Source organism: Allobosea sp. Root670, from assembly GCF_001429415.1.
Taxonomy (GTDB): Bacteria; Pseudomonadota; Alphaproteobacteria; order Rhizobiales; family Beijerinckiaceae; genus Allobosea; species Allobosea robiniae.
Map to the genome: position 1 here is coordinate 302,965 of NZ_LMJU01000001.1, position 20,364 is coordinate 323,328.

Sequence of the window (20,364 nt, forward strand, 5' to 3'; positions counted from 1 at the left end):
CCGGGAGAACGGGGAATGCATTCGCCGCCCTCGGTAGACAGATACCTTGGTGGGCAGATACCGAAGCGATGCTGCCGACCGCCCTTCCCCGTCAGCGCTGCTTGCGGACCTCCTCCGCCGTGACAGTCGGCTGCTGGCCACCCCAGCTTGCGCGCAGCCAGTTGGAGAGATCGGCGACCTGCTGGTCGGTGAGATGCGCGGCAAAGCCGGGCATGGGCTGCATGCGCTCAAGCCCCGGGAAGCGCTGGGCCGGGATACCGGAGAGAATGACCTTGTTGAGGTTGCGCGCATCCGCCAGTCGCAGCGAGGCATTGGTCGCGAGCGGCACCACGACATGCGGGATGCCCTGCCCCTCGCCGCCATGGCAACTGGCGCAGACGGCGAGATAGCTGGCGCGCGCCGAGGCCGCGGTCTCAGCCGAGACCGTGACGGGAGTTGGCGGCGCCGGCGGGGTCGTGCGCTCCGGCAGCTTGTCGAGATCGAAGAGATAGGCCGACATCGCAGCGAGGTCGTCGGCGGTGAAATACTGGGTCGAGAAATGGACGACCTCGAACATCTGGTTGGTCATCGCGCCCTGCGCCGAGATGCCCGATTTCATGAAGCTCGCGAACACCAGCGGATCGAAGCCCATCCGCGTCAGCCCGGCCTTGGTGATGTCGGGCGCGACGACGCCTTCGAGTTCCGCACCCTGAAGATAGGCGCTGTCCTTCATCCCCATCGTGAGGTTGCGCGGCGTATGGCATTCGCCGCAATGGGCGAGCGCGTCGGTCAGATAGCGGCCGCGATTCCATTGAGCCGAGCGGCCGGCGACCTGCGTCTTGGTGTCGGAGGAGAGGTTGACCAGGTTCCAGAAGGCCAGACCCTGCCGGATGTTGAAGGGAAAGGGCAGATGATTGGCCTTGTTCGCCACCTTCATCGGCTCGCGGCTCATCAGGAAGGCATAGACCGCGTCGACGTCCTCGGCCGTCAGCTTGCGATAGGAAGCATAAGGCATGGCAGGGTAGAGATGGCCCTGCTTGCCGACGCCGTCGCGCACGGCGCGGTGGAACTCGGCCCGCGTCCAGGCGCCGATGCCGTGCTCCTTGTCGGGCGAGATATTGGTCGAATAGATCGTTCCGAACGGCGTCTCGAAGGGCAGCCCGCCGGCCCAGGGCGCGCCGCCCTTGGTGACGTGGCAGGCATAGCAATCGGCGGCGACGGCGACATAGGCGCCGCGCTTGGCCAGCGTCTTCATCTGCTCGGCCGAGAGCGGCTGCTCGATATCCTTGGCCACGACACTGCGTTCGAACAGGCCGAGGAAGACGGGACCCGCCGCAAGCACCCCGAGGACGGCGATCGTCAGAACCGCCAGAAGCAGCTTCCTCGCCATGCGCACTACGCCTTCACCAAGCCGGGAGTCTTGAGGGCGAGGTCGCGCACGGCCTCGAAATAGCGGACATAGCCGGTGCAGCGGCAGATATGGCGGTCGAGCGCCTCGCTGATCACCTGCTCCAGCGCCTCGCGCTTGACCGGATTGCGCTTCAACTGGTCGAGCAGCACCGTCGCGCCGGTGACGAAGCCCGGCGTGCAATAGCCGCACTGGAACGAGAAATGCTCGATGAAGGCCTGCTGGACCGGCGAGAGCGCGGTGATGGTCCCGCTGGCGTCGCGTTTGGCTTGCCCTTCCACGGTCCTGACCTTGCGCCCGGCGAACCAGTGCGCGCCGGTGATGCAGGTGCGCATCTCCTCGAGCGAGCCGTCGGGCTTCTCCAGCACCACCGTGCAGGCATGGCAGATGCCCTGGCCGCAGCCCATGCGCGAGCCGGTCAGGTCGAGATACTCGAAGAGGAAATCCTGCATCATCATCGTCTCGGGCACGTCGATGGGGCCGACGGGCTTGTCGTTGATGGTGAGGGAGAGCGGCTTCATCGCGATGGTCATGCCAGCGCCTCCCGGATCTTCTCGGATGTGATCGGCAGGCTGTAGAAGCGCTTGCCGATGGCATGGGCGACGGCGTTCGCGATCGCCGGAACGACCGCGATCATCACCACCTCGGCCATGCCCTTGGGCGGATCGGTGTCCGAAAGCGGCGGCAGCACCTCCGCGGTCTGCGACCAGACGGCGACGTCCTTCGAGACCGGCAATTCATAGCGGTTCCAGTTCCAGGTACCGTCGCCCGGTCCGTCCTCATGAAGCGGCAGATACTCCTTCAGCGCGTGGCCGATGCCCATGGTGATGCCGCCCTGGATCTGGCCCGAGACCAGCTCCGGCACGATCTGGTTGCCGCATTCCAGGATCGAGTGATGCGAGAGCAGGCTGATCTCGCCGCTGCCGGTATCGACGACGATCTCGGCCAGCGTCGCCATCGGCGCGTAATAGGTGACGCCGGCATTGTTGCGCTGCGCCGGCGGGTAGAAGACCGCGGCACGTTCGACGAAATGCCAGCCGTCCTGCGTCATCAGCTCCCTGCGCGCGGCCGGGGCGCCCTCGCCATATTTCACGGCGAGCGCGTCGATGGCGAAGCGGCGCTTTCCGGTATCGGGCAGGTCGAATTCCGCTTCGGCCCATTGCCAGCGGTTGAAGCTGTGCACGGTGACGCCGGTGACGAGGCCTAGCCGGTGCGCTTCCGCCGCGATCTCGGCGAAGGCGAGCGGCTGCATCGCGGCGGCCGTGACCCTGCCATCGACGATGCGCAGATCCTCGCGGCGCACCGCCTCCGGCGCCATCTGGCCGCCGCCGATGCCGCGCGACCAGAGCGAGCGCGCCGCCGGCCAGATCGCGAGATCGACCAGCACCCGCGCGGCCTCGCGCGTCGCATGGCCGAGATAATAGACGCTGTTGGAGGCGCTCATCGGCGAGGTGAAGCTCGGCGTCCAGCGCGGATTGGCCTTGCGCTTGTCCTCTTCCTCCTGGGAGAGCGTGTAGGGCTCGTCGGTGGTCTCCAGCGGCATCTGCGGCCAGCGCACCTTGCCGAACTCGGTCTCGTCGGGTTGCCGCCCGAGCAGGCCGGCAGCCATTACCGCCTGCGAGGTCGTGGCGCCCGTGCCGATCTCATGCGCGACATGCGAGAGCTTCAGTCGCCCGGCTGCATCGAATTCGAGCGCGCAGAGCGCCGACTCCGCGCCGGTGCCGTAATCCTTGTGCACATGGCCGTAGCCGACGCCGTATTTCTTGCCGGGATTGGCGGCTTCGAAGGCTGCCTTGCGCGTCTGCCTGTTCGCCCAGAGCGGGTGCTGCTGCGCGCGGTCGAGGATCTCGCCATGGCGCATGGCCCCGGAGGGGATCGCGCCCTGCGAGTTCTTCATCCCCGCCTTCAGCGCGTTGCGGCGCCGGAACTCCATCGGATCGAGGCCGAGCGCCTCGGCGGCTTCATCGACCATCATCTCGGTCGCCGCCATCGTCTGGAGCGTGCCGTAGCCGCGCATCGAACCGGCATCGACCGCGCGCGACGAGACGATCGTCGCCGAGAAATCGCTCTTCGGCAGGTAATAGATCGACTGCGCCGCCGTCGCGCCGACCGTTCCGACCGAGACCGAGAAGTTCTCGCGCCCGCCACCATCGGTGCGGTAGCGCCCGGTCATCGCCCGGAACCGGCCGCTCTTGCGGTCGATGACCATGACCTTCTCCATCTGGAAGGCATGGCGCTTCAGCGCGGTCTGGAACTGTTCGTAGCGGTCGTTGGCGAGCCTGACCGGGCGGCCGTCGCCATAAAGCCCGGCGAGCACGCAGTAATACGGGAAGATCGCGTGGTCCTTGGTGCCGTAGCCGACGGTGTAGCCGATCTTGAGGTCGATGCTTTTCAGCGGGAATGTCGACTTCGAGACCATGTGAGCCGCCATCTCCGCCACCTCGTAGGGCGACTGGGTGGCGATCAGCGCATGCAGCAGGCCGCTGGCGCGGTCGTACCAGACATTGCCGTTATCGGCTTCCATGGCCGAGGCATCGGCGGACTGGCTGGTGAAGGAACGCCGCAGCACCAGCGCGTCATCGCCGGCAGCGGCGATCTCGCGCTCTATCTCGGCTGCCGCCGCCATGCCGCGGGCCATCGCATCGCCGTCGCCGGGGGCCGGCCATTGCGGCTCCTCGCCCTTGAAGCCGGCGCGGATCGTCGTCTCCTTGAGCGACGAGTAACGGTCCTCGGCGTCGGGGGTCCCACCGTCGATCCGGACATAGCGCGCCGCCCCGTACGGCCCCGGAGTGGTCGAGGGCCCATCCGCGCCGTAGCGCACGACCTTGTCGCTGAAACGCAGCTTGCGCTTGGCGGCATCGTAGCGGGCGAAGTCGTGATAGATCAGCATCGCGACGGGCTGGCCGAGCAGCCGGGCGGTCTGGCCCTTCGGCACGAAGAAGACGTCGCCATAGAAGCCGGGCACGGGAATCGCGACGCCATCGGCAACGAGATCCTCATGCAGGACGAGCCGGTCGGGCTTGAGCTCCTCGCCGAGCAGGCCGAGATCGATGCCATCGAAGACGCGATCGACCCGCGTCGCCTTGAGCGTGAAGGCGTGCGCCTGCTCTTTCGGCCAGCCTGCGAGGTCGCGGGCGCGATAATCGCGCGAGAAGGTCTTGCCGCCGGTCACCTTGGCAATCGCGTCGAGGCGGTATTTCGGCTTGCCACCGGCAGCGAGCCAATCGGCGCCGGGACGCGGCGGGGTCTCGATCAGCTCCGCTTGCGTGGGCGACGGCAGCAGCGAAACCTTGATGGCAACGCCGGCTGCACCGGCCTTGAGAAAGCTTCTGCGGGACAGGCCTGTCTTCACGTCCGATCCTCCGCCCGCTGGCGAGCCGATTCCACCCGCCAATGCGACGGCATCGACGAGCTGGCCTACGAGATACTTGAATTGTTCTGATTTCAAGTACCGGAGCCGGGGGGTCGTATGACGTGGGAGGGCGGATGACGGCCGAGATCTCGCGGGCCTGAACGCAGGGAACCCTCGAAAGAGGGCCTCGAACGCCGCCATGCGGCCGCGCGCCCATGGCCGACAGGCTCTTCCAAAGAAGCGGCTGACATCGCCGAGCGCCATCGTTCGATCCGATGAAACGAAACGGTCGGAATAATGCAATGGACAGCTGAATTCTTCTCCGGCTAGGTCAGCGGAGAGGACAATTTCCTTATGGCTACCATGCGTTCTTCCAATCCTTTGCCCCTGTCTCCCGGTTCGATATCGCGGGGAGTGGGACGAATCCTGCCCGGCCTGGGCCTTTGCGTCGGCATCAGCGCGATCGCCTTCGCGCTGGAGCATGTCGAGGCTGCGGCCACGGGCCGGGCCTGGCTCGAAGCCCTCGTGCTGGCAATCCTGATCGGCGCCGCTGTCCGGTCCGTCTGGACGCCCTCGGACACCTGGCGCGCCGGGATCGCATTCTCGGCGAAAACCGTCCTGGAGATTGCCATCGTCCTGCTCGGCGCGTCCTTGAACGCTGCGATGATCGTCGCCGCCGGGCCGGCCTTGATCGCCGGCATCGCAGTGGTGGTGGCGCTAACCCTCGCCTTCAGCTTCCTGATCGGGCGGACGCTCGGCCTGCCGAAGCGTATGGCGGTCCTCGTCGCCTGCGGCAATTCGATCTGCGGCAACTCCGCCATCGCCGCGGTCGCACCGGTCATCGGCGCTGACGGCAAGGACGTTGCCGCCTCCATTGCTTTCACCGCGGTGCTGGGCGTCCTGGTCGTGCTCGGCCTGCCCCTGCTCGTCCCGCTGCTCTCGCTGTCCGAAACCCAGTACGGCGTCCTCGCCGGACTGACGGTTTATGCCGTCCCGCAGGTGCTGGCCGCGACCGCGCCTGTCGCCACCGCCAGCGTCCAGATCGGGACGCTCGTCAAGCTCGTCCGTGTCCTCATGCTCGGGCCTGTCGTCCTGGTGCTGTCGCTGCTGCGGCACAGGCTGCAGGACGACGCGACGGGGACAGCTCCGGCAGGCGCGGTCGGGAACAGCGCCACGCGGCAGCGCATCGCCTTCAACAAGCTGGTCCCGTGGTTCATCATCGCCTTCCTGGCGATGGCAGCCCTGCGCACGCATGGCTTCATCCCGGAGGCCGCGCTCGGCCCGATCTCCCACATCGCAACCGTCCTGACCATCGTTTCGATGGCGGCTCTGGGCCTGGGAGTCGATGTCCGTGTCGTTGCCAGGGCCGGCGGACGCGTCACCACCGCAGTCACCCTTTCGCTGATCATCCTGGCGATCATCAGCCTCGGCCTGATCCGCCTGCTCGGGATCAGCTGAGCCGACAGCGGCTGGCGCGAATGCGGGAACGATGCGGGCCGCAGAGATACCTTCAGCGAACCGGCGCCCGGGAATCCGCCGGAGCCAGCTCCGCTGCGAGATTTCGGACCGATTGCCGGATACCCTCGAACATCGCGAAATTGACGCGGCTTGCCGCCACGAAGATCCCGAGCTTGCGATTGGGTGCGAGCACGACATAGGTCATGAACCCGCCGAGCCCGCCGCTCTTCCCGAGCAGCAGCGGCACGCCGTCGCGCGCGCGGCTGACGACCCAGCCCAGCCCCATGCCTTCCGAATCCGTGACCTCGACTCCGACAGCGCGGCGCAAGCCGTCATGCGGGCGCCAGAGCGCATGGGCCAGCGCCATCGTCGCCTGAGCCTCGCCTGAAAGGTGCCAGCGCATCCAGCGCACCATGTCGTCGGCCGTCGAATAGAGCCCGCCGCTGGCCGCCATGATCGGCGTCGCCTCCCAGTTCGGGTCGGGATTGCCGAACGGGTCGAGCCCCGTCATCAGGCGCGGCTTCTGCGCTTCCGAAAGCCGGGCGACCGTATCGGCCATGCCGAGCGGCGCGGTGATCCTGTCGCGCAGCAGGTCGGGGAAGGATTTGCCGCCGGCCTGGGCGAGAGCCTCGCCGAGCAGCCCGAAGCCGACATTTGAGTAGATCGCGGTTGTGCCCGGTGCGTAAGCCGGCGCGTTCTGCCGCATCCAGCTCCAGTAGTAATCGGCCCTGTAGGCGGCAAACGGGTTGCCTTCGCCCGTGACGGCCGGATCACGCAACTCGCGCGGCAGTCCCGCCGAATGCGTCGCGAGATCCAGCAAGGTGAAGGGTTCGCCGCCGAAAGACTTGACGACCGCCCCCGCGGGCACATGACGTGTGAACGGGTCGCTCAGGCCGACGCCGCCTTGTGCCGCCATATCCGCCAGGAGATCGCCGGTGAGCACTTTCGAGATCGAGCCGAGGCGCAGGATCGAGCGCCCGTCCGGCTCGACCTTGCTACCCGGCGCGGTCTCGCCGACGCCGGCGATCTCGGTCTCGTCACCATGGACGACGGCGACGATCAGGCCGGGCGCGCTGGAGTTCAGGAACATCGCCGTGGCCGCCATCGAGACGGCATCGCGCAGCGCGAGGTCCTTGGTTTGCGCACCGGCCGTTGCCGTCAGGATTTGGAGCGCCGCCAATGCGGCGCCTGCCTTGCCGATGAATGTCATGATCGCTCCGTGTCATTCCGATGTGGCGCCGGGTACAGGGGTCTAGAACCGGTAGGCCGCGCGCAGGGTCGCCGACTGGTCGAGATAGCGGCTGGCGGCGCGCGCCGTGTATTCGGCGCGGAGTTCGAAGCCTTTCGCGGTGACCAGCTCCAGGCCGGCCGAGACGTTGCCATAGGTCTTCGGCAGCCCTGTCACGAGGGTGAAGGGGGCTGCGTCGAAGGCGGCGAGATGCAGCTTCGAGGTCCAGTCGCTGGTCGGCAGGATGCTCACGCCCGCAGAGAGATAGGAACGCAACGTCATGCCCTCGAGGTCGTGGCGCATGCCGACCTCCAGGCTCGGCGTCGCCATGACGGTGAAACGATCGCTGCGATGGATCGCGAGATCGAACCAGCCGGCCCCGCTCTCGCGATGGCCGCGCTGCACCGCGTAGTTGAGATCGAGATCGACGAAGGGCTTGGCGTACCAGCTGCCGAAATCCATCTGGTAGGCGGCGCGCAGGCGGCCGCCGCCGAAATCGAGCTGCGGCTCGCTCGTGGCGATGCCTCCCGGCGCCCGGCGCGACGTCTTCGCCATGTCGCGGCCGATCTGCACCGCCGCGGCGAACTGCCAGGGGCCGAGCTGGCGCTTCAACGTGAGGCCCCCGATGAAGCTGTCATTGTCGCTTGTCGAGCCGGCCGCCGTGCTGGTCCGCCCGAAGCCATAGCTCGCCGCGCCGCCGAGGAACCAACCGGGTGCGAACTCTCGCTGCGCCCCGAGGCTCAACGTGGTCTGCCTGATCCGAAAGCCGCTATCGCCGGCGCTGCTGCCGCGGCGCATCCAGTTCGAGCCGACCCGCGCCCAGTTGCAATCGCTTTCGGAGAGCGCCGCACCGGGCCCCGTGAAGGCCGGACAGCTCATCAGCCGGTTGAAGAAGGCGAACGACTCGTTGATCTGATTGGCGGACCGCGCGCCGACCCCGTCATTGGCGATCGCATCGACGACGCTGCCGTGATGCGCGAGCGTCTCGACGCTCGTGAAAGCATCGAACAATGGGCCTGCCCGCGTGTCGCCGCTGTCCCACAGCGCCTGGATGTGCTTCGCGACGCGCGACCGGTCGGCGCTCAGGCCGCCATTGGCGAGCCCGAAATGGCCGTCGACCGTCAGGAAAAGGTCGCGCCCGTCCGGGCTTTGAAGCATCCGGTAGCTATAGGCGGTCGTCCCGCTCTTGATCGAGAAGTCCCCCGTCGGCCGATCGTCGAAATGCGCAACCTGCAGCGACACGCCCGGCCGGGGCTTCTGGAGCTGCGGTTCAAGCTGACCGGCCAGTGACGGCGCCGTGCCCGAGCTTGCTACGGAGATCATGTCGGCGGTGCCGGCGCCGAAATCGACGTCGGCCTGATAGATTCCGCCCGGGCTCTGTTCGAAGACGCTCGCGATCCGCGTCGTGGCGATGCTTCCGCCATGTGCCACCGCACCGCCCGGATTGATCGTCCCGGAGTTGTACAGCCGTGTCTGATATTGCGCGCCCATCGCAAGGACGCCGCCGGGCCGGTTGTCGATGTCGCTGTTGAAGGGGTCCCCGGTGGTGAGGATATCACCGATCATGGTCCCGCTGTTGCTGATCGACAGGCCGCCATTCGTCGAACGCCCGGCGACCTTGCCGCGGATCACGCCAGCATTGTCGACGCGCGTGTAGAACTCGCTGATCGCAAGGATCGCCGCATCCTGCTCGCTGGTGACATGCGCCCCTGAGGCGATGCTGATCGCGATCGGCGTCGAGCGGTTGTTCACGTCGGGGCTGGCGCTCGTGCTGACCGCGACGATCGCCGGCGCCCCGGTCCCTCCCGCATGCACGACAGCATCGCGCCCGACCGTGATCTCGACCTTGCCGCCCTTGGTGTTGGTCCCCCAACTGCCCTGGTTCGCCTCGAGCAGGATGCCGCCATCCTTGAAGATCGCGCCGCCGCCGAGGCTCATCGCCACGATGGCGGGAGCGCGATCACCAAAGCTTGCGATCCAGCCATTGTCCCCGACGGCGACCTTCACCGCTCCGCCATTGCCACCTGCACCCTGGACGTTGCCGGGCGCGGACCGGACCAGCCCGGTATCGTAGGAGATCGACGAGAGGTCGCCGGCGATGCCGCCGCCCCCGCCGATGCTCTGCGCCAGGATGCCGATGGCGCCCTGGCCATAGGTCTCGACCGATCCGTCGATCCTGACGCCGATCGGGCCGCCGTCGCCATAGGTCACCGAACCGGAGAGAGAGACCGGATTGAGAGTGACGAGGCCCGGCTGCGTCGTCAGCGCCGCGATGCCGCCGCCGCCACCGACGCTCTGCGCGACGATGCCATGCGCCGCCTTGCCGGTGGTCGTGAGATCGCCGTCCTTGCCCAGGGCGACAGTGACGTCCTGTCCCCAGCCCTGAACGCCACGGGTGGCATTGAGGGTGAGCGTCATCGGAAAGGCGAGCGCGCCCTGCGTGGCCGCCGTTGCGACATAGCCGCCGCCGGCGCCGACGCTCTGGGCGAGAACGCCGAAGGCGAGGTCGCCGGAGGTCCTGATCAGGCCGTCGACGGCGACCTTGACCTTGCCGCCATCGGCCTTGCCGCGTCCAGTTTCCGCCCCAAGCGTGATGTCGTGCGAGCCGGAGGTGGGGCGGTCGAACACCAGGCTCGCCGCGCCGCCGCCACCGCCGATGCTCTGGGTCATGATCGCGTGCGACAGCAGGCCCGAGGTTTCGATTCGGCCAGTCGACCGGACGAAGACATTGCCGCCATGCCCGTTCGCGCCGAAGGCTCCGACCTTGGTCGCGCCGCTGAGCGAGATCGGCATGTTGCCGACGCCGGCACCGCCGCCGAAGCGGGACGCGCTGCGTCCGCCGCCGCCGCCGACGCTCTGGGCGAGGATGCCGGGTGAATCCACGCCGAAGGTGCTGATCCGCCCGCGGTTCTCGATCACGACCGCATAGTCGGTCGGATCATCGGCGACGCGTAGTCCCCCACCGCCATGGCCGCCGGCTCCGCCGCCTCGGCCGATGTTCAGGCCGATATTGAAGGACTGGTTGCCGAGCGCCGTATGACTGCTGCCGGCATTGCCGCCGCCCCCGCCGACCGTCTGGGCGAAGATGCCCGGCGCCTGGTCGCCATGGGTCGCGATCTGGCCGGTATTGGTGATCTCGACATGACCGGCATCGCCGCCGCTGCCGCCGGCGCCGCCGACATTGAAGGAGAGGCTCGCCCCGCCTTGCGCCTGCAGGAGCGGAACCGCGTCGAGCAGCGCGCGCAGAACGGTCGTGCGCATGTTGGCGTCGGAGAACAGATCCCTGGCGATGTCCTCGACGCTGCGGCCGACGCTGCCGCCATTGCCGCCGCCGCCGCCGATGCTCTGGGCGAAGATGCCGGCTGCTCCGGCGCCGCCCGTCTCGATCGTGCCGCTATTGGCGAGCTTGACCGCGCCGCCATCGCTGGAGCCGCCGCCGCGCCCGCCGAGATTGAGGTTGAGGCCGAAGGTCTCGGGAAACTGTCGGAAATTCGCGCCGGCGGCGGCGAGCGTTCCGAGCGCATCGACCAGGGTCGTCGTCAGCGTGCTGATCGCATGGGAATCGGCGCTGCCGCCATTGCCGCCACCGCCGCCGATACTCTGCGCCACGATCGCATGCGCCCCGGCGCCCGTGGTCCGCAACGTTCCGGCATTGTCGATCGCGACCGTGCCGCCATGGCTGCCGCTACCGCCATTGCCGCCGACCGTGACGTTGCTGGTGAAGGAGGGCGTGAACTGGCTCGTCACCCATTTATCTGCCGAGACCGCGCGCAGCGTGCTGATCAGGCGGAAGAGTGCGCTGATGTCACCGCCGATCGCGGATGCCAACGAATTGCCGGTGAGCCGCTCCGCATTGCCGCCATCGCCGCCGCCCCCGCCGATGCTCTGCGCGAAAATCCCATAGGACATCTCGCCGGTGGTCGAGACGGTGCCGCGATTGGCGATCGTGACCGAGCCGCCGTGATTGCCGCTGCCGCCGGTGCCGCCGACCGTGATCGCGCTGGTCCCGCGCTGCGACGGGCTGGTCTTGCCCTGGGAGCTTCCGCCCGCCCCGCCGCCGCCGCCCACGCTCTGGGCATAGATGCCGGCCGCGGCGATGCCCGTGCTGGTAATCGTCCCCTCATTGCTGAGGACGACGCTGCCGCCGACAGCGCCGAGGCCGCCATGCCCGCCAACCGAGGTCGCGACGCCGAACGTCGTCGGCGCAGCCTGCGGCGTTCCTTCCGGCAGGGGCACGATCTGCGCGCCGCTGACCTCGGCCAGCGCGCTGCCGCCGACACCGCCGCTCCCACCGATGCTTTGCGCGATGATGCCCCGAGCATTGTCGCCACCGGTCGCGATCGTGCCTCGGTTCAGGACATTGACCGCGCCGCCGACGCCGCCGATACCGCCTGCTCCGCCAACGGCGACGCCAGTGGTGAATTGCGAGGCGGCGAGCAGGGTCAGGCTCTGCGTGGCGGTTGAGCCGCCGATGCCCCCGCCACCTCCAACGCTCTGGGCGACGAGGCCGTGCGCGCCGGCACCTGCCGTCCTGATCGCGCCCAATTGCTGGGCGTCGACGCTTCCGCCGGTCCCGCCACTGCCGCCGGCCCCGCCGACCGCGACGCTCAGCGCGGCAGCCGCGGGCCCTGTCGGGCTGCCGCTGATCGGCACGCCCACGGTGAGCTGCTTCGTCCAGACCGAACCGCCATTACCGCCACCGCCCCCGATGCTCTGTACTGTCGCGCCGATGCTCTGTGCGCCGGCCGTCGTAACCTCGCCCTCGTTGACGAGGCTGGCGGTGCCTCCATTGCCGCCGCTGCCGCCACTGCCGCCGATATTGACGCCGACATTGAGTCCGATTCCGATCGCGATCAGGTTCGCGGCGCCGCCACTGCCGCCGCCGCCGCCGATGCTCTTGACGCTGATGCCGGTGGCATTGGCGCCGAAGGTCGCGACCACGCCGCTATTGCCGACCGAGACGGCGCCGCCCGAACGGCCACCACCGCCGCTGCCGCCAAGGCTGACGCCGAGCGGCCCGACGCTGATGGCGCGCGCGATGCCGGCATCGCCACCGCCGCCGCCGATCGACATCGCGTCGATCCCCGAGCCGAAGGCGCCGCGGGTGGCGATGCTGCCGGAGCGCGTATTCGTCACCGTGACCAGGCCGCCATCGCCGGCATTGCCGCCGCTGCCTCCGGCGGAGACGAAGCCGCCCTGCGTGCTGCCGCCGGTGGCACCGCCGCCGCCGATGCTGCGCGCGACGATGCCCTTGGCGTTCTCGCTGTTCTCCGGCGCGGCGCCGCCGGCGCTGATCGCGCCTGCATTGGTGATGCTGATCGCGGCATCGCTGCCGCCGCTGCCGCCACTGCCGCCGCTCGACCAGATCACGCCATGGTCGTTACCGCCGGCACCGCCCTTCCCGCCCGTGGCAAAGGCGCCGATGCCATAACTGTCGCGGCCGATCGTGGTGATGCCGATCGCGTTGGAGATGGTGATCCGGCCGGTGCCGCCGCCATTGCCGCCGTCATAGCCTTCCGGCCCCGCGACATGCCCCTTGCTGCCATCGCCGCCGTTGCCGCCGATGCTCGTGGCACGGACGCCGAAGGCGCCGTCTCCCGTCGCCGTGATATGCGAAGCCGGGCCGCGCAGGATGATGTTGATGTCGCCGCCCTGCCCGCCCGCGCCGCCGGCGCTGCCGGAGCTCAGGGCCCCCGCCGGCAGCCCGGAGCCGCCATGCCCGCCGATGCTGTTGGCCGATATGCCGCCGGCCGTCGTCATCAACACACCGCTGAAGGTCAGGTCGATCCGTCCGCCGGCGCCGCCGACGCCCGATTCGCCATCGTAATTGGGATTGACGCTGTTGCCGCGGCCGCCGCCGCCATTGCCGCCGCTCGAGGCAAGTCCGATCGCGGCTCCGACCATGCTCGGCCCCAGGACCGTGATCGTGCCGGCGGCGATTGTCGAAGCGATATCGCCTCCGCGTCCGCCGTCACCGGCCTTCTCGTTGACCGCCAGATGTCGCGCCGCCGCGTCGAAGGCCGAGCCGCCCGCGGTGGTCGCCCACAGGAAATGCCCCGTGACGGTCGCGTTGGAGAGAGTCAGATCCGTCGTCAGCTTTCCGCCATGACCCGCCTGGCCATAGCTGTGACCGCCGGTGACGATGCTCGTCGCCCCGCCATTGCCGCCGAGCGAGACCAGCGTCAGTCCCGGCCCAAGCTGGCTGAAGAACGGGCCGGAGGGCGTCTGCGATGTCGGGCGTGCGATGACTGTGATCGCGCCGCCGTCCCCGCCATTGCCGCCCCAATGGTTGTGGCGGTCCGAGCTCTCGCCGCCCTTGCCACCATTGCTGCGCAGCAGGACGCCGCCTTGACCGGGAATGGTCGAAGCCACTCCGAGTGACGGAATCTGGGTCGTGATGTCGCGCCCCGACTGCCCGTTCTCGCCGTTGTCATTGTGGTTTCCGGCCGATTTCCCGTCGCGCCCGCCGGCGCCCGAGTTGTCGATGCAGATGACGGCGCCTGAAGGACAGCTCTGGGCGAGCGCCGGCATGCCGGCAAGCAGGTCGGCAGCCGTCACCAATGCCAGGCCGGAGACGGAACAGGACAGCCAGCGCGACGAGAGACCGAAGCTCCTGCGCATCACGGTACCCCTCGAAACGCTCGTCCGATGCCGGAGAGGCCGCGAATGGAGGCAACCGAACCCCAGGCTGGCAAGCCCGTTTCGACCGATCGCCGGCTGGTGCCGACGAATCGACATGCCATTTCGCACGAGGATTAATCCGGCCTTACCGCCGCGCCGGCAGGATGCCTTGAAACCGTTTGCCCCGAACCTGCCGCGAATCAGATGCCGAGGCGTTCCCGGAGAGCCTGCCGGTAAGGGCGCGAGACGCTCCAGACCGCCTCGCTGGCGCGCAGCTGCACCGTCCACTTGCCATTGCCCGCGCCTGCCGGTCCGATCTTGCTGACATGCTTCAGGTTGACGATCGCGGTGCGGTGAATGCGCAGGAAGTCGGCCGCGGGCAGGAGCGCGGTCCACAAGCCCAATGGGCGGGCATCGAGCATGACGGAGCCCCCGATCAACCAGACCTGCGTATAGTCCCTGGCCGAGCGCAGGCCGAGAATCTCGCCCGGCGCGACACCCCGAATCTCGCCGCCTCGGCGCAGATAGAGCAGCGGCGGAAATGCGCCCACGCTGCGCGCCTGCGCCTCGGGCGGCGGAAGCCCCTCGGGAGCTTCCTTGTAGAGCGCCAGGCCGATCAGTTCGGCGCAGGCTGCGAGCGAGCCCGCCTCGCTCGCGTTCCATGTCCGCCGCGTCCGCGTCATGTCGAAGCCGATACAGGCCCGCAGCCTGCCCTTGCCGAAGACCGGCACGCTCAGGACGCTCTTGTCGTCCTGTCGCAGCATTTCGGTTGCCAGGGGGCCGGCGAGCCGCGGCAAGCGCTCGACATCGTGGATCATGACCGCTTCGCCCTTCACCAGGGAGCGATGCAGCCAGCCGATCATGGTCACCGGGGCGTCCTGAAGGTCCTGGACATGCGAGCGGACGCCGTCCCGGCACCATTCATGGGTGTTGTGGAAGCGCAGCAGGCCATCGTCATACTCGAACATCCAGGCCCGATCGACATCGGCCCGCGTGCCAAGATCCTTCAGGATGCTGGAGATCGCGTCCCATGCCGGTTCTCGCAGCAGGTGCCGTGCCGCCAGGAACGGCCAGTCCGCTCCGGATCCGTAAGCCTCGCCGACCGGGACATTTTCGAAAGAGCGCATGGGGGGACAGAGCTTCGTGGCGCGTGCCGACAGGGACTTCATCCCATCACGGAAGTGAAACCCACGCAAAGCTGCCTTAGCGCAACGACATACGGGTTCCGTGCCAGAAAGCTGGCTTCGCCGAAGTAAATGGGAATCTCGGGCAGTTCCGGCAGATCGATCGCGGTAATCGTGGTCTCGGTGCCGTCGATGCACCAGGCGGGAATGATCGCATAGCCGAGACCTGCCTCGACGCAGCGTTTGACGCTCGAACTCCCCGAAGTCGAGATCGCGATCTCCATCTCGGTATCGCCCGCCTGCAGGTAGTCGATGGCAAGGTTGCGCAGAAGCTGGCCGGGCTCATAGGTCACGAAGGGGCGCCCCTGGACCCATTGCCTGATCTCTCCTTGTGGCGGCGCGCCCCATTCGCGCGGGAAAACGAGCGCCGGCCAATACGTGCAGACGAGGTGCTGCGGCACATTGGGGTCGCCGAAATAGCGCTCGGTAATGCACAGGTCGAGGCTGCCATCGCGGATCATCTCCGGCAGGGCGGTATCGCGCTCGAAGGCGATGATCTCGACCTGCGGGAAAAGAGCGCGGAACTGCGCCAGGATCGGCGGCATCAGATAAAAGAAGATCGCCTGCGGCAAGCCGATGCGCAGCACGGGCCGCTCCTTCTGAAGCGTCCGGTCAAGCCGGGTCAGCATCGTGTCGAGCTCCGGCAGCAGGAGCTTGTAGAGGCTGCGTCCGCGCGGCGTCAGGGTCACCGTCTTCGCGCCCTGCTCGGAGACGACCAGCCGTTCGCTCAACAGCTGCTCGAGCCGACGGACATGGTTCGCGGCCGATTGGTAGCTCATGCCGAGCTTGCGGGCAGCGGCGGAATACGAGCCGTCGCGCGCGACGATGAAGAACGTCTGGATGAGCGTCAGATTGGCTTCGCGCATGCGCCCCCCTCGGCCGGTGCGTCTCATCTCCTACAACAGCCTGGCTTCGGTGACTTGCAAACAATGATGCAAGTCGAGGCGGATGATTTGGATCGACCCCATAGGTGAAGCCGACGAGGTTCGGGCCATCGCTTTACGGGACGAACCGCTTCTGCATGGCCTCCTCTTCACCCCTTCATGTCGCCGTGATCGGCACGGGGATCGTCGGCGCCTCCGCCGCCCATTTCCTCGCCGCCGCAGGGGCGCGGGTGACGCTGCTCGATGCCTCCGGGCCGGCGGCGGGCGCGACCGGCGCCTCGGACGGAGCGGTCTCGGTGGCGAGCAAGCGGCCAGGCCCGATGATGGATCTCGCCCGCCATGCGCGCGCCTTCTACGTGCGCCACGAGCGGGACGGGTTGTTTCGTGGCCTGTTCCATCGCCGCTCGACCTTCCTCGTCGCCCGCACGGCCATCGAGGCCGATCTCGTCGCCCGGCATGGCGCGGACCTGGCGGCCGCGGGCGAACGCGTCATCGAGGTCGATCGCGCGACGCTTCTCGCGCGCATTCCGGGCCTCGGCGACAGCGTCTGCGCCGCGCTCGAGATTCCCGATGACGGGCATGCGCTGGGCTACGAGATCACGCAGCGCCTGCTGGCGACGAGCCGGGTCGACATCCGCCGCAACGCGCCCGTTTCAGAGATCGTCATGCGGGCCGGCCGCGCCTGCGGCGTCCTGATCCGCGACGAATTCCTTCCGGCCGATGCGGTGCTCGTCGCAGCGGGCATCGGCTCGGCGCCGCTGCTCGGCCTCGGTGAGATCCTGATCCCGCGGAAGGGCCAGATGGCCGTCACCGATCGAGCGACAACTGCCGGCCCGGCCATCGACGGTCATTTGATGGCTGCTTCATATCTCGCGGCGAAACGCGGCATCGTACGCGACAACAGCCATATCGGGCTGGTGATCGACCCGCTGATGACGGGCCAGTTCCTCATCGGCGGCAGCCGCGAGGACCATCGCAGCGACCACAGCACCGATGCCGTGACGATCGCGGCAATCCTGCGGGAGGCGCTCGATCTCTACCCGCCGCTGGCGGCCCGCCGCGTCCTGCGCAGCTTCGCCGGCGTCAGGTCGGCATCCCGCGACGGCCTGCCGATCGTCGGCCCGCATCCGCATCGCCCGGGCGTGGTCATCGCCACCGGCTTCGAAGGCGACGGCATCTGCCTCGGCCCGTTCATGGGCGCGAGCGCCGCCCGCCTGCTGCTCGGCGAGAGACCCGAATCCGACTTGTCCTCCTTGTCGCCGCAACGCCTGGTCCGGGCCGAGGTCCACGCATGACCAGCCATTTCTTCTGGAACGGCGACCCGGTAACCTTCGAGCCGGGCGAGACGATCGCCGCGGCGCTGCTGCGTGCCGGCCTTGCCGATCTCAGCCAGCCATCGAATGCGCCAGGAGGGCGCGTCTTCTGCGGAATTGGCGCCTGCCAGGGCTGCGTCGTCGCCGTGATGGGCGCGGCACCGGTCGAGGCCTGCCTGACGCCGGCGCGCGAGGGCCTTCGGCTCGGCTCGCTGCCCCTTGTCGGAGCCCGACATGCGTGAGGCTCCCATCCTCGTCGTTGGCGCTGGGCCGGCAGGCGCGAGCGCCGCCGCGACCATCGCGGAAGCCGGGCTGCCCGTCCTCCTGATCGAGCAGCGAGACCAGTTCGGCGGCGCCATCCATCGCCAGCCGGCCGTCGGCAACGACAGCCATGTCTGGCGCCCTGCCCGGCACCGCCGCAACTGGGCCGGGCTGATGGCCCGGCTGCAAGCCTGCGCCGGCCGGATCGAGACCCGGACCGAGACCATCTTTCTCGGGGTCGACAGCGAAGGGCGCTTCCTGTTCGACGATCGTCGCGCGGCCTGCGTCTTCGCGCGCCGCCCCCGCGCGGCGATCATCGCCGTCGGCGCCGTCGAGGCGATCCGTCCTTTCCCCGGCTGGGAACGGCCCGGCGTGATGAGCGCCGGCGGAGCGCAGGTGCTGCTCAAGGAAACTGGCCGCCCTCCGGAAGGCCCGATCCTGGTGGCCGGCAGCGGGGCGCTTCTGCCCGCCCTGGCGGCCCAACTGGCCAAGGCCGGCAATCCGCCCGTCGCCGTGCTGGAGCGCGGCCGGCCCTGGAACGCCCCGGCGGCGCTGGCCCGACTCGCTCTGTCATGGGGCCCGATGAGCGAGGCTGCGGCCTATGCAACGACGCTCGCTACGAGCCGCGTGCCCTATCGCTGCGGAGCGATCGTCACGCAGGCGGAGCCGGATGGCGACGGGCTCAAGGTCGGCATCCGGGTCGGCGATCAGCGGCAAGTCCTGCGCGTGCGGCATCTGCTGATCCATGACGGCATCGCGCCGAACCGCACCGGCATTCCGCTGCCGGATCCCGAGGCGGCCGTGCCGGTCCTGCTCGCCGGCGACGGGCGGGAAGCGCTCGGAGCCGATGCCGCGATCCTCGATGGCCGCCGTGCTGCAATGCAGGTGCTCGCCCGCCTCGGCCAGGCCACGCCGCGCGCGTGGTCGGACGAGCGGGGCTTGATCCGGGCGCGCGGCTTCCAGGCCGCCCTCACCCGGGTGCTCCGTAGCGAGCCTGTCGTGCCCGCCCCCGAGACGCTGATCTGCCGATGCGAAGGGCGCAGCTATGCGGAGCTTGCGGCTCTGGCGCAGGACGCTTCCGCTCGCGAGATCCGGCTGATGGGCCGCTTCGGGCTCGGCGCCTGCCAAGGCCGCTTCTGCGGCCCGATGATCGCGGCCCTGCGCGGCCAGCCACTGCCGGCCGCAATCCCCCCGCGCTGGCCGCTGCGACCGGTTTCGGTCGCAGCGCTCGCCCGCCTGACAACAGATGAAAACGGAGTGATCTGACCGTGCCCCTGTCCCTCGCCAAGCCTGCCCGGGCCACCGCCGCCTCCATGGTCGAGGTCACCAATCCGTTCGACGGTTCCGTCATCGATCAGGTTCGCCAGGCCGACGAGATCGCCGTCGCCGACGCCCTGCGCCGGGCGCGCAAGGCCTGGGCGAGCTTCCGCTTCAGCACGCCTGCCGAACGCAAGGACCTGCTCCATCGCCTCGCGGAACGCCTTGGCGACGAGGCCGAGGCGATGGCGCGGACGATCTGCGCGGAGGTCGGCAAGACGATCACCGAGGCGCGCAACGAGGTTCGTCGCGCCCGCAACACGCTGCGGCTGAGCGGCGATGCCGTGACCGTGCTTCATGGCGAGGTGCTGCCGACGGCCATCGTACCGGGCGCGCCGGACAAGCAGGCCGTGATCACCCATGAGCCGGCAGGCGTCCTCGGCGCGATCACACCGTTCAACTATCCGCTCAACCTGCTCTGCCACAAGCTCGGCCCCGCGATCGCGGCGGGCAACGCCGTCGTGGCCAAGCCCTCGCCGAAAGCCCCGCTCGCCGCCCAGCGACTGGCGGAGCTCGCCGAGGAGGCGGGCTTTCCCGCCGGCCTGTTCAGCGTGGTCCATGGCGGCGCCGATGTCGCGGCGATGATCGCGAGCGGCGATATCGACCTGCTCAGCTTCACCGGCGGGCCGGCGGCGGGCCTGGCGCTGAAGAACGCCTCGGGCCTCGTGCGCTGCCTGATGGAACTCGGCGGCAACGACCCGCTGATCGTCATGCCGGATGCGGATCTCGACCGCGCCGCCGAGGTCGCGATCACCCACCGCTTCGAGATCGCCGGCCAGAGCTGCGCGGCCGTGAAGCGCCTCTACCTGCACGATGCCATCCGCGAGACGATGATCGAGCGCATCGCCGCAAAGGTCGCGCAGGTTTCGACCGGCGATCCGGCCGATGCCTCAACCGTCATGGGCACCGTCATCGACGAGCCGGCCGCTGCCGAGGTCGAGCGGCGCGTCAAGCTCGCCGTCGCGGACGGCGCCCGGATCGTTGCCGGCGGCAGCCGCCGCGGCACGCTGTTCGCACCGACCCTGCTCGATGCCGTTCCGGCGCAGACGGAACTCGTCCGATCGGAGACCTTCGGGCCGGTGCTCGCGGTGCGCCGCTTCGACGACCCCGAAGCGGTGATCGCCGAGATCAATGGCGGCGCCTACGGGCTGCAGGCCGGGCTTTTCACCAATGACCATGCGCTGGTGAAGCGCGTTGCGCGCCGGCTGCGCGTCGGTGGCGTCATGGTCAATGAGGGGCCCGATTTCCGCGCCGAGAACGTGCCGTTCGGCGGCATCAAGTCGAGCGGGCTCGGCCGCGAGGGCATTCACATGACGTTGCGTGAAATGAGCGAAATCAAGGTCGTCATCGACTGACGAT

12 protein-coding genes are annotated in these 20,364 nt (G+C 68.7%); 5 read left to right on the plus strand and 7 right to left on the minus strand.

Annotated elements, in window-relative coordinates:
• Window positions 1-91 precede the first annotated feature (91 nt).
• The 3 genes from ASE61_RS01345 to ASE61_RS01355 are packed head-to-tail and all read right to left on the minus strand — an operon-like array spanning window position 92 to window position 4,739.
• On the minus strand, window positions 92-1,369 hold the full coding sequence (locus ASE61_RS01345) for a cytochrome c (protein WP_156406948.1): 1,278 nt from the start codon (window positions 1,367-1,369) through the stop codon (window positions 92-94).
• A 5-nt stretch (window positions 1,370-1,374) separates the two neighbouring features.
• Window positions 1,375-1,920: a (2Fe-2S)-binding protein gene (locus ASE61_RS01350; RefSeq protein WP_061963907.1), complete on the minus strand. Its 546-nt coding sequence runs from the start codon at window positions 1,918-1,920 to the stop codon at window positions 1,375-1,377.
• Window positions 1,917-4,739: a xanthine dehydrogenase family protein molybdopterin-binding subunit gene (locus ASE61_RS01355; protein WP_061963909.1), complete on the minus strand. Its 2,823-nt coding sequence runs from the start codon at window positions 4,737-4,739 to the stop codon at window positions 1,917-1,919. The genes ASE61_RS01350 and ASE61_RS01355 overlap by 4 nt, the downstream gene beginning before the upstream one ends.
• Window positions 4,740-5,093: 354 nt before the next feature.
• On the opposite strand from ASE61_RS01355, the gene ASE61_RS01360 reads away from it, so the two are divergent.
• Window positions 5,094-6,197 carry a YeiH family protein gene (locus tag ASE61_RS01360; RefSeq protein WP_082617011.1) on the plus strand — a complete coding sequence of 368 codons (1,104 nt, stop codon included), beginning with the start codon at window positions 5,094-5,096 and terminating at the stop codon, window positions 6,195-6,197.
• A 52-nt stretch (window positions 6,198-6,249) separates the two neighbouring features.
• On the opposite strand, the gene ampH is transcribed toward ASE61_RS01360, so the two are convergent.
• The 4 genes from ampH to ASE61_RS01380 form a co-directional block, all read right to left on the minus strand.
• Complete coding sequence (gene ampH / locus ASE61_RS01365) at window positions 6,250-7,407, minus strand: D-alanyl-D-alanine-carboxypeptidase/endopeptidase AmpH (RefSeq protein WP_061963911.1); 1,158 nt, start codon at window positions 7,405-7,407, stop codon at window positions 6,250-6,252.
• A gap of 42 nt (window positions 7,408-7,449) precedes the next feature.
• Window positions 7,450-14,046 carry an autotransporter outer membrane beta-barrel domain-containing protein gene (locus ASE61_RS27360; RefSeq protein WP_061963913.1) on the minus strand — a complete coding sequence of 2,199 codons (6,597 nt, stop codon included), beginning with the start codon at window positions 14,044-14,046 and terminating at the stop codon, window positions 7,450-7,452.
• Between the two features lie 200 nt (window positions 14,047-14,246).
• Complete coding sequence (locus ASE61_RS01375) at window positions 14,247-15,173, minus strand: GAF domain-containing DNA-binding protein (RefSeq protein WP_061963915.1); 927 nt, start codon at window positions 15,171-15,173, stop codon at window positions 14,247-14,249.
• Window positions 15,174-15,211: 38 nt separating this feature from the next.
• On the minus strand, window positions 15,212-16,096 hold the full coding sequence (locus ASE61_RS01380) for a LysR family transcriptional regulator (RefSeq protein WP_061963917.1): 885 nt from the start codon (window positions 16,094-16,096) through the stop codon (window positions 15,212-15,214).
• Between the two features lie 155 nt (window positions 16,097-16,251).
• Here ASE61_RS01380 and ASE61_RS01385 point away from each other — a divergent pair, with 155 nt between their 5' ends.
• The 4 genes from ASE61_RS01385 to ASE61_RS01400 are packed head-to-tail and all read left to right on the plus strand — an operon-like array spanning window position 16,252 to window position 20,360.
• Window positions 16,252-17,409, plus strand: a complete 1,158-nt coding sequence (locus ASE61_RS01385) for an NAD(P)/FAD-dependent oxidoreductase (protein ID WP_061963919.1) — start codon at window positions 16,252-16,254, stop codon at window positions 17,407-17,409.
• On the plus strand, window positions 17,406-17,669 hold the full coding sequence (locus ASE61_RS01390) for a 2Fe-2S iron-sulfur cluster-binding protein (protein WP_061963920.1): 264 nt from the start codon (window positions 17,406-17,408) through the stop codon (window positions 17,667-17,669). Before ASE61_RS01385 ends, ASE61_RS01390 begins: the two co-directional genes overlap by 4 nt.
• A complete protein-coding gene (locus tag ASE61_RS01395; protein WP_061963922.1) occupies window positions 17,662-18,954 on the plus strand; it encodes an FAD-dependent oxidoreductase in 1,293 nt (430 codons plus the stop codon). The genes ASE61_RS01390 and ASE61_RS01395 overlap by 8 nt, the downstream gene beginning before the upstream one ends.
• A gap of 2 nt (window positions 18,955-18,956) precedes the next feature.
• Window positions 18,957-20,360, plus strand: a complete 1,404-nt coding sequence (locus ASE61_RS01400) for an aldehyde dehydrogenase family protein (protein WP_244492687.1) — start codon at window positions 18,957-18,959, stop codon at window positions 20,358-20,360.
• Window positions 20,361-20,364: the final 4 nt, after the last annotated feature.